The 12,391-nt window shown below is 46.9% G+C and carries 12 protein-coding genes; 3 read left to right on the forward strand and 9 right to left on the reverse strand.

The annotated features are described in order from the left end of the window. Positions 1-454 precede the first annotated feature (454 nt). Positions 455-1,189, forward strand: coding sequence for a cyclase family protein (locus tag DBT49_RS09240; protein WP_013669522.1), 735 nt, complete (start codon positions 455-457; stop codon positions 1,187-1,189). A 113-nt stretch (positions 1,190-1,302) separates the two neighbouring features. On the opposite strand, the gene DBT49_RS09245 is transcribed toward DBT49_RS09240, so the two are convergent. Both DBT49_RS09245 and DBT49_RS09250 read right to left on the reverse strand, forming a co-directional pair. Next, entirely contained in the window at positions 1,303-2,070 is a 768-nt protein-coding gene (locus DBT49_RS09245; RefSeq protein ID WP_013669361.1) for a carboxymuconolactone decarboxylase family protein, read from the reverse strand. Between the two features lie 74 nt (positions 2,071-2,144). Then, positions 2,145-2,996 (reverse strand): aldo/keto reductase, encoded by an 852-nt coding sequence (locus tag DBT49_RS09250; protein ID WP_070558974.1) that lies wholly within the window; start codon positions 2,994-2,996, stop codon positions 2,145-2,147. 151 nt (positions 2,997-3,147) lie between these two features. Between DBT49_RS09250 and DBT49_RS09255 the strand changes: the two genes are divergently transcribed. Continuing rightward, positions 3,148-4,038 (forward strand): LysR family transcriptional regulator, encoded by an 891-nt coding sequence (locus tag DBT49_RS09255; RefSeq protein WP_013669927.1) that lies wholly within the window; start codon positions 3,148-3,150, stop codon positions 4,036-4,038. A 202-nt stretch (positions 4,039-4,240) separates the two neighbouring features. Here the strand turns inward: DBT49_RS09255 and DBT49_RS09260 are convergent, their stop codons facing one another. The 3 genes from DBT49_RS09260 to DBT49_RS09270 all read right to left on the reverse strand — a co-directional run bounded on the left by DBT49_RS09260 (position 4,241) and on the right by DBT49_RS09270 (position 7,596). Then, on the reverse strand, positions 4,241-5,494 hold the full coding sequence (locus DBT49_RS09260; RefSeq protein WP_013668464.1) for a CaiB/BaiF CoA transferase family protein: 1,254 nt from the start codon (positions 5,492-5,494) through the stop codon (positions 4,241-4,243). Between the two features lie 317 nt (positions 5,495-5,811). After that, positions 5,812-6,759 carry an NAD(P)H-dependent flavin oxidoreductase gene (locus DBT49_RS09265; RefSeq protein WP_013669897.1) on the reverse strand — a complete coding sequence of 316 codons (948 nt, stop codon included), beginning with the start codon at positions 6,757-6,759 and terminating at the stop codon, positions 5,812-5,814. A gap of 51 nt (positions 6,760-6,810) precedes the next feature. Further along, entirely contained in the window at positions 6,811-7,596 is a 786-nt protein-coding gene (locus DBT49_RS09270; RefSeq protein ID WP_013668768.1) for an enoyl-CoA hydratase/isomerase family protein, read from the reverse strand. A gap of 233 nt (positions 7,597-7,829) precedes the next feature. On the opposite strand from DBT49_RS09270, the gene DBT49_RS09275 reads away from it, so the two are divergent. Then, on the forward strand, positions 7,830-8,768 hold the full coding sequence (locus DBT49_RS09275) for a LysR family transcriptional regulator (protein ID WP_111872445.1): 939 nt from the start codon (positions 7,830-7,832) through the stop codon (positions 8,766-8,768). Between the two features lie 47 nt (positions 8,769-8,815). On the opposite strand, the gene DBT49_RS09280 is transcribed toward DBT49_RS09275, so the two are convergent. The 4 genes from DBT49_RS09280 to DBT49_RS09295 all read right to left on the reverse strand — a co-directional run bounded on the left by DBT49_RS09280 (position 8,816) and on the right by DBT49_RS09295 (position 12,220). After that, entirely contained in the window at positions 8,816-9,604 is a 789-nt protein-coding gene (locus DBT49_RS09280) for an inositol monophosphatase family protein (protein ID WP_013669928.1), read from the reverse strand. Positions 9,605-9,919: 315 nt separating this feature from the next. Beyond that, the gene (locus DBT49_RS09285) at positions 9,920-10,231 is read right to left on the reverse strand and encodes a thioredoxin family protein (protein ID WP_013669397.1); all 312 of its coding nucleotides are present in this window, start codon (positions 10,229-10,231) and stop codon (positions 9,920-9,922) included. A 56-nt stretch (positions 10,232-10,287) separates the two neighbouring features. Beyond that, positions 10,288-11,241 carry an NAD(P)/FAD-dependent oxidoreductase gene (locus tag DBT49_RS09290; protein WP_013670102.1) on the reverse strand — a complete coding sequence of 318 codons (954 nt, stop codon included), beginning with the start codon at positions 11,239-11,241 and terminating at the stop codon, positions 10,288-10,290. Between the two features lie 322 nt (positions 11,242-11,563). Continuing rightward, positions 11,564-12,220 (reverse strand): nitroreductase family protein, encoded by a 657-nt coding sequence (locus tag DBT49_RS09295; protein ID WP_070558976.1) that lies wholly within the window; start codon positions 12,218-12,220, stop codon positions 11,564-11,566. Between the last annotated feature and the right edge of the window lie 171 nt (positions 12,221-12,391).

A 12,391-nucleotide genomic window follows, 5' to 3' on the forward strand; every position in this document is an offset into this window, starting at 1 on the left:
GACTACGGTCTTTCAGTCAGATGGGACTAAATGCCTAGTCAAGCTCTGCTCCCGCACTTTCATTAGTTATAAGTTATTGTGGGTCCATCATAGTCCCTTTATCTAAGCCTGTCAATCCCTGCTTTGATGGGCTTTTTACTTAACAATTGATTGTTACAAGCGAACCCCAGTCAAGGCAGCCTCTCCCCGATTTTTAATCGCTTCAAGCGATAAGTGCTGATATGAAAGGAAGCATCGCCGCATAAGAGAAGAGTCTCCTCAGGCTTCAAATCACTAGTGATCACTATTCTGTACACCTCCTAAAAGCCCGTCATCACAGCAAGCCTACCCCCTAAGTGGCGAGTCTTAGCGACTAAACCCTTGCATTTCTCCCTGCTCTTTTCTAAGATAAAAACACATCAAAAGAACTAAAGTAAGTCACTAGTCACTAAGGAATAAAAAGGAGCTATGCCCTATGTCACAAGATCTTTCTCAATTATTAAATGCTAAACGCATCGACCTGTCCCATGAATTACACGAAAATATTCCTCTCTTCAATGCCTTCTCTCCCATACAAGAGAAAACCCTAAATACCATCGAAGAAGATGGTTTCTATGCTAAGGAATACACCCTGGCCACTTCCTACGGGACCCATATCGATTCGCCCGGCCACTTTGCCGCCGGGAAGCGGCTCCTAGATGGGGTGGGCCTGGATGAATTGATCTTGCCGCTCTATGTCCTCCACCTGGAAAAAGAAGTCGCTGCCGATCCCGACTTTTCAGTGACTAAAGACGTTATCCTTGACTACGAAGCCGACCACGGTAAGATTCCAGCCGGGACCTTTGTAGCCTTTGCTAGCGACTGGTCCAAGCGCTGGGATGACCCAAAAGCCTTCTATAATGAAGACGAAAACGGTATTGCCCACACCCCCGGTTGGACCGTTGAGGCTTTGGAATTCTTAGCCCACGAACGCGACGTCAAAGCCATTGGCCATGAAAACCTGGATACCGATCCCGGCCACGTCTACCACGACCAAGAAGCCTTACCGGGTGAATTTTACTGGCTGGACCAAGACCGCTATCAGGTCGAAGTCTTAAATAACCTCTCCGCCCTACCGACCCAAGGCGCAGTCATTGTCGTTGCCCCGCTAAAGGTCAAAGGCGCCCCGAGTTTCCCGGCCAGAGTCTATGCCTTGGTGAGTGAAGACTAGTACATTGCATTTGATTTCCCTTTATCCCTTAACTTTCTCTCCATCAGAAAACCAGCTCCCTCTAAGTATTGAGACTTATTGGGGACCTGGTTTTATTTTAAAATTGTCCGCTTTTACTTTAATTGTTGGTAATAGTCGTCATCCACGGGTTCACACCATTCATTGCTGGTATCTTGGCCAGGGACGGCGATGGCGATATGGGAAAACCAGTCCTCTTTGCTGGCCCCATGCCAATGCTTGACGCCGGCGCCCACATTAATGACATGACCAGGTTCTAGTTTAATTGGGTCTTGTCCCCACTCTTGGTAGTAACCGGTCCCAGCAACCGCAATCAGTATCTGTCCCCCACCCTGACTAGCATGGTGAATATGCCAGTGATTGCGACATCCCGGTTCGAAAGTCACATTATGGATATCCACTTGTTGACTTGATAAAGGAGCCAGGTAACTCTTGCCAATAAAATACTGAGCAAAGGCGGTATTCTCTTCTCCAATTGGGAAGGGCATCCGTTTAGCATGGGCAGCCATGGCCGGGTTTGAGTAGGTCGAGTCGCCCTCATGGATGGCCCAGATATCTTTGGCCAGGTTAAAGACGGCCCAGGCTTTGGGCCAACCCACATAGAAGCCTAGGTGGGTGATGATGCCAGCAATTTCTCTTTGGCTGACACCATGCTTTTTAGCATTTTCGAGATGGTAAACTAAAGAAGAGTCCGTGATTCCCATGCTCATCAAGGCGACTAAGGTAATGATGCACCGGGTTTTGATAGAGATCGATTCATTATTCCAATTCTCACCAAAGAGAATATCATCATTAAAATGGGCAAATTCTGGCGCAAAGTCGCCTAAAGCGTCCCGACCGGCTGTTTGAATAATTTTTTTCATGCTTGTACTCCTCTATTTCTCCCCTGGACCCACAAGTCACGGCTAGCCTTCTTCTCAGCTAGACTAGTGAACTCTTAATCGTGGATCTTAAACTGGCTTAAGGCTTTCACAGTTTCAGGGTCATCAAAATCAATAACGATGCTCTTCCCTTGGTCTAAGGCTTTGATCTTGTCTTGGTCCTCTGCGCTCAAAGTAAAGTCCCCAATCGCAAAGTTCTCTTCGATTCGCTCCTTATGTACAGACTTAGGGATCGTGACTGAGCCTTGGTCCAAATTCCAGCGTAACATCACTTGAGCCGGGGTCTTATCGTATTGGTCGCCAATAGCTTTTAAGACCTCGTGATTAAATAGATTGCCCTGTCCTTCCGCAAAGGGTCCCCAAGCCATCAATTGAATGTCGTAGTCATTTAGGACTTGTCTAAAGCCCTCTTGTTGGAAGAGTGGGTTAAATTCGACTTGGACCACATGGGGCTTGATCTGGTTATAGCTAATTAAGTCAACCAATTGGCGACTATTGAAGTTACATACCCCGATGGCCTTGACCTTGCCGGCTTCATAGAGTTCTTCCATGGCCCGCCAAGCGCCGTAATAGTCATTATAGGCCTGGTGGATCAGGTATAAGTCCAAATAATCGGTTTGGAGTTTCTCTAAGGACCGATTAAAAGCTGCCTTGGTCGCTTCATAGCCATAATCTTGGATCCAGACCTTGCTGACTAGGAAGATGTCTTGGCGTGGCACATCAGAGGCTTGAATCGCCTTGCCCACGGCTTCTTCGTTAAAGTAAGCGGCAGCGGTATCGATCAGACGGTAGCCGGTTTTTAAGGCATGTTCTACCGCTGCTTGGCAGAGGTCCAAATCCTCAATCTGATAGACACCAAAACCCAGTTGCGGCATTTGGACACCATTACTTAAAGTAATCTTGTTCATTTTTTCCTTTCCTTTCCTTTCTTTTTTCACAAATCCTAAGCAAATCACTCTGTTTCACTAGTATTATCCCCTAAAAAGCGCTGCCTTAACAGTTCAAAAAGGTTATAATAGTATTAACCAGAAGTTAAAGCGAGTAGACAGGAGGTTAAGGATGTATAGTCGCAAGTTAGAAATATTCATTGCCGTGGCCCAAGAAGGGTCCTTCAGCCAGGCAGCTCAACGTTTGTATATCAGTCCGACTGCTGTTAAGAAACAAATCGACCGCTTAGAAGATCTCCTGGGTCTCGATCTTTTCCAACGCTCCAGTCGCGGGGTTAAGCTCACCGAAGCGGGTCACAGTTTCTACCAGGATAGTCTCGCTCTTATTGACCAAAGTCAAAAAGCCATACACCGAGCCAAGCAAATCGCCCAAAAATCGCCTTACCTGATTCGTTTGGGGCGGTCCTTTTTAAATCCTGCCCAGGACTTTTTTCCTTTGTGGCATCGTTTCAACCAACACTACCCCCAATTTAAACTGGAAGTCGTGCCCTTTGAAGATAACCAGCAAAGCATTCTCGAGACCATTAAACACCTAGGCCAAGGCTTTGACCTCATGGTGGGGGCTTGCGATTCCTTGAAATGGCTAGAATACGTCCAGCTCTTGCCCTTGAAAGAAGCTAAGCTGACCTGTGCTATGGCTAAAAACCATCCCCTCAAAGGCAAGGCCTGTATCCAACTTGAAGACCTCAACGATCAGGATTTAATTATGGTAAAGGAGGGCCATAGTCAAAGTAATGACGCCCTAAGAAGCTATCTCAAGTCTCACTACCGCAGTATCCATATTATCGATGCGGCTTACTATTATGATCTTTCGACCTTTAACCGTTGTGAGCAGACAGGAGCCATTCTCTTGTCCTTAGATGTTTGGGAAGACATCCACCCTTCCCTCATCACTATCCCCCTGGCTTGGTCTGGCCCTGGGGTTCCCTACGGTATTATCTATTCCAAGGAGCCCAATGACCAGGTGGCTAAATTCATCAAAGTCCTCGCTAATCTCCATTAACCATACAAAAACAGCTCCCCCTAAGTACTATCACTTAAGAGGGAGCTGTTTTTATAAACTGGTGCGCTTGTCACACTCTAATAGTTGAGTTCGTACGCTAGCCTTGAAGTTGCTTCAGAAAATTCCAACGCACAGCTTCCTGTGCTTATAGTATTTTCCTCCATTGATTCAAGTTTCTTGTGGCGCCCTCACATCCTTATTTCTAGATAAGCCCTTTTTCTTTTAATTCGGCGATCTTGTCTTCAGAGTAACCTAAGAGCTCGCCATAAACGAGTTCGTTGTCTTGACCCATGGCTGGAGCGCCCCGCCATACTTTCCCTGGGGTTTCGCTCATGTGAGGCACGACACCAAAGGCAGTGACTTCTTCACCACTGGTTTGGTCGGTATAGGTGACGAAGTTGTTACGGGCCTTGAAGTGTTCGGAATTGAGCGCGTCTGAGGCCTTGTTAACCTTGGAAGCTGGTACCCGGTGAGCGTTGAGGGTTTCTTCGATTTCCTTAGCGGTCCGTTGGCTACACCATTCCTTAATCTTTTGGTCGAGCTCTTGGCCACGTTCAGACATCACGGCTTCTACCCCGTTACCGGCCACTTCATAGGCGAAGTATTCTTTATCGAAGCCAACTGCTTCCAAGAAACGGTTGTAGACGTTCCGCCCAAAGGCACCAACAACGACGTATTCTCCATTCTTGTCAAAGAAGAGGCCGTATGGTTGGAAGGCAGTGGTCTTGTTGCCGGTCCGTTCTTTGTCTTCCCCGTTTTCGGTATAGGTGACGAAGGTATCGGACAAAATCCGGGCCATGGCTTCATATTGGGCCACATCCACCACTTGGCCTTTGCCGGTCTTTTGGGCGTGAATATAAGCTGCTAATACCCCATAGGTAGCGTTTAAGGCAGACACATAGTCGTTTAAGTAAGGTTTCACAATCATTGGTGCTTGGTCAGGTTCCCCATTCAAGTTCAAGAAACCACCGTAAGCTTGACCGATCATGTCAAAGGATGCCCGGCCAGAAACGCCTTCTGCCCCACCAAAGGCTTCTTGCCCGAAACCAGACACGTGGCAGATAACTAATTTGGGATTGGCTGCCAACATTTCTTCATCATCAATCCCTAATTTCTTCAACCAAACCATGTTGTCCATGAAGATGTCGACTTCTTTGATCAGGTCTAAGAAAACTGCCTTGGCCTCTTCATTGTTGAGGTTGGATTCTAAGGTAATGCTTAGACGGTTTCGGGCATCTTGCATCCAGCCGTTGGATACCTTGGTTTTCTTGGAAAAAGGTGCCAACATCCGTAATGAATCTCCCATGCCGGGGCGTTCAATTTGGATAAATTCTGCCCCTAAGTCGGCTAAGAGGTTACCGGCATGTGGCATGGCCACAATGGACCCTAAACCCAGGATTCTTACCCCATGTAAGGGGCCGTATTCGGGAATTAAGTCTTTACGTGTTTCACTCATGCTTTCATTTTCCTCCTTGAAATATTTTTACTTTTTTAAGTGATAAGGCTAGGTCAAAAGTCCTAGTCTCTTTTCAAAACCTGTTCCAGTCACAGGACGAACGTCCGCTTTACTAAAGGTCAACAAATTCTCTAGTTGAACTCGGGCGCCAGCTTTGAAGTCACTTCAGAAAATGCCAACGCACAGTGTCCTGTGCTTATGGTATTTTCCTCCAGTGATTCAAATCTTTGACGGCGCCCTCCCATCCTTTTTGAGAATTCTTTCGCCCTTTAGCTCCAGCGCTCTCGTCCTATTTTGTGACTGTCACACTCTCTTCTTTAAATCTTCTTAGCAGCTAAGGCGTCAATGACTTCATTAGCTTCTTGGAAGATGGAATCGATGATTTCTTTCACCGGGCGGACTTCATGGACTAAACCAGCGATTTGCCCGTATGTCACGATTTCTTCCTTCACGTCCCCTTCAGCCGCCGCCTTGGTTAGGGAAGGAATGGTGTAAGCTTCGATGGCTTTGACGTCCACTTCTGGGTCCATATCCATGTCGTGGTGTTTTTGAGCGGCAGCATTCTTTTCAATCCGGATCGGTGCGCCGGTCATGGAACCTGACACAAAGGTGGCGGTATCGTTAGCATCCACGATGGCTTGTTTGTAGTTATCATGGATCGGCGCTTCGGTAGAAGCAACGAGGACGGTTCCGACTTGGACGCCGTCAGCACCGAGGGCATAAGCAGCCGCTAAACCGTGGCCGTCCGCAATCCCACCCGCTGCAATAACAGGGACATGGTCAACCGCTTCAACGGCTTGGCGGGTCAGGGTCATGGTTGTCGCTTGACCGACGTGGCCACCGGCTTCCATCCCTTCAACAACCACACCGTCTGCACCAGCGTCTTCCACCTTACGGACTACCCGGGCACTTGGTACCACTGGGAAGATCTTTCCGCCGGCTTGGTGGATCATGTCAATATAAGGAATCGGGTCTCCAGCGCCAGTGGTAAAGAATTTCACGCCTTCGTCAATGAGGACTTCCAGCACTTCTTTAGCGTTACCAGAAATAATGGCCACGTTAGCGCCGAAGGGTTTGTCGGTTAATTCCCGGGTTTTTTGGACCGCTTGGCGAATTTTTTCTTCATCCTTCATCCCAGCAGTCATCAAGATCCCCATGCCGCCAGCATTGGATACGGCAGCCACTAATTCTGGACGGGAAATCCCCCCCATAGCGCCACAAAAGATTGGGTATTTAATGCCTAACATTTCACATACATCTGTCATTGATAGATCCTCCTTAGTTTTTATCATTTTTTAATTCACAACTTTTTTAAGCTACTTGCCTTGAAAGTGAACCTCTTCCTTATTGACAAAGCCTTTAATGGCTTGCTTGAAGTCCTCTGTACCAGAAAGGTAAGGAATGTTTACGGCTTCGCTGAGACCGAATTTGGCCAGGTCTTGGTAGAAGAATGCATTCATGGCTTGTTTCTGTCTCGCCAAGGCCAGGGTAGGGCGGTTCTTTAAGAGCTCGATAAAATCAGCCACCGTGTTTTCAAAGTCTTCCGGACTGGCTAAGCGGGTGACTAGGCCCCAATCATTGGCTTCTTGGGCCGAAATGATTTGTCCTAGGGCCATGATTTCATAGGTCCGGCTAAAGCCTAAAGACAACATCAAGGAATAAATCAAACCGGTGTCGCCACTCAAACCGATATTGGAGAAGGCTGGCACGATCTTGGCCTTGTCACTCATAATGCGGAAGTCACAGGCCATGATAATTCCTGCTGCTCCACCTGCCACGGTACCGTGAACAGCAGCCACAACGGGTTTAGAGACATTGCGGATGGCTTGGGCGATTTGATTGGCCCGGTAGATGTCACTGGAGTCAAAGGTCTGCCCCTGGTCGATCATCTCATTCATCCAGCTCATGTCGCCCCCACCGGAGAAGAGCTTACCCTTGGCCCTAAGCACCACTACCCGGACGTCAGGCTCCGTCTCTACCTGGCGAAAGGCGGCTACAAGGTCCTTAATCATCCCTTGGTCCATGCCATTGGCAGAATCCGGGCGATTCATAGTGATGGTCGCCACCTGGTGATTTATTTCATAAAGTAAATTGTCAAACATTCTCCAGCTCCTTTCTCGTTCGTCATCCCTTTTAAGTGAAAAATATTCATAATTAAGTCACAAGTTGCTTGCTAGAGAGAAAAGTCCGCCCTTGACTTAAAGTAAAAGCCGTGCCATTATGGAAGCGGTTACCGACCCTCTTGTGATTAATCATACATTATTCCAGGCAAAAGATAAAATGAAATAAATTCTCTTATCAGTGAATATTTTTCAACAATAGAAAGGATAAAATCATGAAAGAACTTAACTGGCAGCACTTGGCTTACTTTATCAAGGTGGTAGAATGTGAAAGTCTGACTAAGGCTGCCGCCCAACTCTACCTGTCCCCTTCGACCCTGTCTAAGGCCATCGCCAAACTGGAAAAAAATCTCCGCATTCCCCTGATTGTTAAAGCCGGACGCGAGATTCAAATCACCTATGCTGGTCGCAAGTTAGCCCAGCGCCTGAGTCAAGGGATGACCTATATTAATGATAGTATTCGTGAAGTCCAGGAAGAACTGGCCCAAAGCACCGATAGTCTGTCACTGTGTTCATCGAATTTATTTTCCACCACTTACTTTGTTATCCCGGAATTACTCAAGGTCTCTAAGGACCAATACCCTAACACTGCCATTAACTACACCGAGGTCCTCAGCCAAGAAGTGGTCATGGGGATAATGGACGGGAGTTACGACTTGGCCTGCTTGACAGGCGAAGAATTTGACCTGGCTACTCCCGGTCTAAAGACTTTCCGCCTGCTCAAAGAACGACTAGGGATCTTGGTGCCTATAGATCATCCTTTGGCCCACTTTGACGCCATCACTTTCCAGCAAATCCAGGGAGAAACCTTCTTTCGCACTTATGATTCGGAACACCTGCGCAAACTGGCCATGGAAAAATACGGTCGCTCAACGGGAGACATCCATTACACGGATATCTCTATCCGCCACAAGGTCATGAACGACGCCTCTATCATCTCCTTAGTCCAGTCCGGCTTCGGCATTAGTTTAACTACCAAATCCGCTAGCCGGACCTACCCCCAGGTTAAATATCTAGAGGTTCGTGACATGGAACTCTACCGGGAAACCTACCTGATCTACAAGGCCAAGGCCCAACTCTCTTCTGCCGCTAAGGACTTCATCCAACTCTTCAGCCAGAGACAAGGTTCCTTCTTTGAACCCATTACCCATTAAAAAAGCGCTGAGCGACAGGAAAATTCCTGACTCAGCGCGACTTGTTGTTATTGGCGGTCTTTTAGATAGTTGAGTACTTGGTCATGAATCTTAGGATAGGCCATGAGGACATATTGGCGGTCCAACAAGTTAAGTGGCTGACCCTGAAAATCGGTCACCTTAAAGCCACAGACTTCAGCCAAGATGAGAGCAACAGCATTATCCCAAGGGTAGAGATGGTTGAGGTACAAACCGGTCCGACCTAGTGCCAAATGAACCGCATCCAAGCCAGCACAACCAAAAATTCTTAAACCCAGGCTCTGTTTAGACAGCTGATAGAGGGCTAAGTCCCCATCTAAAGGCAAGGCTTCCGTTGACATCAGGACCTGGTCTAAACTAGCTTCGGCTAGGTCACTTGGTCCTGTCAGGTCCAGGGCTTGGCCGTTTAAATAAGCGCCTTGGCCAGCCAAGGCTAAGAGTGACTGGCCCGTGTCTAAAGCATAGATCACACCCACTTGTCCGACCCCATCAACATAGCGGGCCAGCATGGTCACATAATGGGCCCGCTGCTTAACAAAATTCAGGGTGCCGTCGATGGGATCAATGATCCAGACCGCCCCGTCTAAGGACTTGGCCTGGTCGCCCTGACCCTCTTCTCCTAGGATACGGTCATGGGGAAAGTATTTTCGTATTTGACTACGATAAAAACGCTCCAGCTGACCGTCTAATACGGTTACCAGGTCCCGGGCACTGGACTTTTCCTTGACGCCTAAGTCCTGGTCTAAGCCAGCTGTCACTTGTCCTTTAGCCACTTCAGCCCAGTTGAGCATTAAATCACCAATGGCTTGATTATTCATCAACTCACTCTTTTCTATTAAAAAAGGAGCTGAGGGAAACCCCAGCTCTCTCTTCTTGCGCTTGTCGCACTCTACAGTTGAGTTCGAAAAGGTGAGGGGATGTTCTTTCAGAAAAGTTGAACGATCAGCAGGCTGATCTTATCCCCTTTTCTTCCAAGGAATCGCCCTCCCTGATCCTTCCTCTCATCCTTTTCAAACCTGCTCCAAGTGCGAGGGGAGCTGCGTTTCAGAAGTCCTTGAAAATCCTCTTTGAAGATTTTCTGCGTACTCCTTCCAACGCTCTCCCCTCTTATTGCACTTGTCGCACTCTACCTTTTATTCTGCTTCTTCGATCATTTTTAGGATGACTGGTTTTTGTTGGAGGCCGGCTTTACGGGTAACTTCTTCTCCATCTTTAAAGGCGATTAAGGTTGGGTAGCCTTCAACGCCATATTCTTCGACTAAGTCAGGGTTTTCTTCAAAGGGAATTTTGATGATGGAGAGGTCATCGCCTTTGGTTTTATCCACGTCATCTAGGATAAAGGATAGCATCTTGCAGGGGCCACAGGTTTTGGAATAGAAGTCCACCAAAACGGTTCCATTTTGTAAATCTTCTTTGAAGGTGTCTTTTTCTAATTCTTTGATCACTCAGAGTCACTCCTTATTTATTCATAATTATACTTTATCATAAAAGCAGCGACTTCTTATTCGTACTTGCCTTCTGCCCGTAATTTCTTGATATAGCCACTGGCTTCTTGGGCTGCGGTCGCACCGTCTGAAGTAGCAGTCACGATTTGACGTAAGAATTTACTGTTAGAGTCACCGGCCCCATAGATACCAGGTACAGCGGTCGCCATATGGGCATCGGTTTCCACATAACCGTGTGATTCGGTAATGCCTAGGTCTTGGATGAATTCCGTACTTGGGACTGCACCGATGTATTCAAAAACCCCGTCACATTCAACAACTTGTTCGTTTTCGCCAGTTTCCTTATCAGCGAATTTAACCCCTTTGAGGCTGCCGTCTTCATTGGCTTCGAAGCTTTGTACCGCCTTGTAAGGGTAAACGGTCACATTGTCTAGGGAACGCAGGTAGTCACAGGAAGCAGGATCAGCAGTCAGGTCAAAGTCAGTAACGATGGTGAGGTGGTTAACAATGCCAGCCAGGTAAGTCCCCTCATCCACAGCCGAGTTCCCACCACCGATGATCACAACATCCTTGTCGCGGTATTTGGCCCCGTCACAGATAGCACACCAGGAGATAGCTGAGCCCTTGAATTGTTCTTCACCGGGAATGTTTAAGGTCCGTGACCGCGTTCCGGTAGCTACAATCACGGTTGGGGCTTGGACGGTTTCCTCATCTTCCGCAAAGTAAATGGTCTTCATGACACCGTCATCAGCGACTTGAACCCGGGTAACGGTCTTGTAGTCGAAGTCAGCCCCTAAAGATTGGGTATGTTGGAACATGTCCATACATAATTCAGCACCATTAATCTTGGGTTTACCAGGGTAGTTATCAACTTCATTAGTATTAATGACTTGTCCACCGGGAGCTAATTTATCTAGCATTAATACCTTCAAATCAGCCCGTACCCCATAAATCGCAGCCGTCATCCCAGCTGGGCCGGCACCCACAATCACTAAATCATATTGTGACATCGTCTTTCCTCCTCGTATTATTTATTAATCGGTAAACTGACTGTTAGCCAATCAGCTTAAATAATGTATTTGCTAAAATTATCACATGAGAGCGCTTTATTGCTACACCAATATTATAGCAGAAGCAAAAGACTAGTCCTGTTGTCGCGCCAACACTTTTAATTGAAAAAGGGAAAAAGAGATCCGGTTGAAAAAATAAATATTTCCCTAATAAAAAGCCCGCTCTTCAATCTAAGAAGACCGGGCTTTAGAAGGAGTGATTATTAGGATTTTTAAATAAACAAGTATGCTTAATAATAAATTTTTAGTTGCCGAGAATCTTTTATTCATCCACGAAGTGAAGAATTGTATCTAAGCCATAACGGTCAGAATGATCTTCTTCGGCTGGGCCGTTTTTAGCTGGAATGCCAAGGGCAACGGCCATGACAGGGATGTAGCGGTAAGGATCGAGGCCAAAAGTTTCCGCGGCCTTTGTGGTATCGTAACCGGCGATCGCATTACCTTCATAACCATGGGCCCGGGCCACTAAGAGCAGTTGCATGGCCGCCATAGCTGCATCCACCGTAGCATCATTAACAAGGAAATCACGAGGGCCGTCTTCATAACGGTAAAGAATTCGAGAAAAGTTATCTTCCATTTCTTCCTTAGTGATCTTCCCAGCATGGTAGTCGTCTTCCCAGGCCTTGCGGTAATTCTTATGCGATTGGGTATCGCCAAAAACGAGGACCATGGCAGAACATGAATCAATTTGTGGGGTGTTGAAAGGAATAAAGTATGATTTTAATTTTTCCTTGCCCGCTTCATTGTCAACAATCTCAAAATGCCAAGATTGTAGGTTACATGCGGAAGGCGCCGTCACGGTTTCTTTCACGATTTGCTTTAATTCGTCCCGGCTAATCTTGACGTTTGGATCGAAGTGACGGACGGACCGCCGCTTAAAGACCACATCAGAAAAATCATTATTTTTTATTCCAGTCATTGTTAAACCAGCTTTCCCTTTCATAAAAATTTAGTCATGTAATTATTTTCACATAAAGAATACTCCCTCATGGTCTTCTTGTCAAAGAGAAATAAACGATCATTATCCTGGTAATGCCAGGCAATTTCGATCAAAACTGGATCAAAAAAGAGGCTGCAACCGAAGTCACAA

The sequence above is a fragment of the Aerococcus mictus genome (genome assembly GCF_003286595.3).
Classification (GTDB): Bacteria; Bacillota; Bacilli; order Lactobacillales; family Aerococcaceae; genus Aerococcus; species Aerococcus mictus.

Coding starts and splice junctions, on each gene's coding strand:
- DBT49_RS09250 (WP_070558974.1), bottom strand. CDS start 2,996: ATGAACAAGATTACTTTAAGTAATGGTGTCCAAATGCCGCAACTGGGT.
- DBT49_RS09240 (WP_013669522.1), top strand. CDS start 455: ATGTCACAAGATCTTTCTCAATTATTAAATGCTAAACGCATCGACCTG.
- DBT49_RS09245 (WP_013669361.1), bottom strand. CDS start 2,070: ATGAAAAAAATTATTCAAACAGCCGGTCGGGACGCTTTAGGCGACTTT.
- DBT49_RS09275 (WP_111872445.1), top strand. CDS start 7,830: ATGAAAGAACTTAACTGGCAGCACTTGGCTTACTTTATCAAGGTGGTA.
- DBT49_RS09290 (WP_013670102.1), bottom strand. CDS start 11,241: ATGTCACAATATGATTTAGTGATTGTGGGTGCCGGCCCAGCTGGGATG.
- DBT49_RS09295 (WP_070558976.1), bottom strand. CDS start 12,220: ATGACTGGAATAAAAAATAATGATTTTTCTGATGTGGTCTTTAAGCGG.
- DBT49_RS09270 (WP_013668768.1), bottom strand. CDS start 7,596: ATGTTTGACAATTTACTTTATGAAATAAATCACCAGGTGGCGACCATC.
- DBT49_RS09265 (WP_013669897.1), bottom strand. CDS start 6,759: ATGACAGATGTATGTGAAATGTTAGGCATTAAATACCCAATCTTTTGT.
- DBT49_RS09255 (WP_013669927.1), top strand. CDS start 3,148: ATGTATAGTCGCAAGTTAGAAATATTCATTGCCGTGGCCCAAGAAGGG.
- DBT49_RS09280 (WP_013669928.1), bottom strand. CDS start 9,604: ATGAATAATCAAGCCATTGGTGATTTAATGCTCAACTGGGCTGAAGTG.
- DBT49_RS09260 (WP_013668464.1), bottom strand. CDS start 5,494: ATGAGTGAAACACGTAAAGACTTAATTCCCGAATACGGCCCCTTACAT.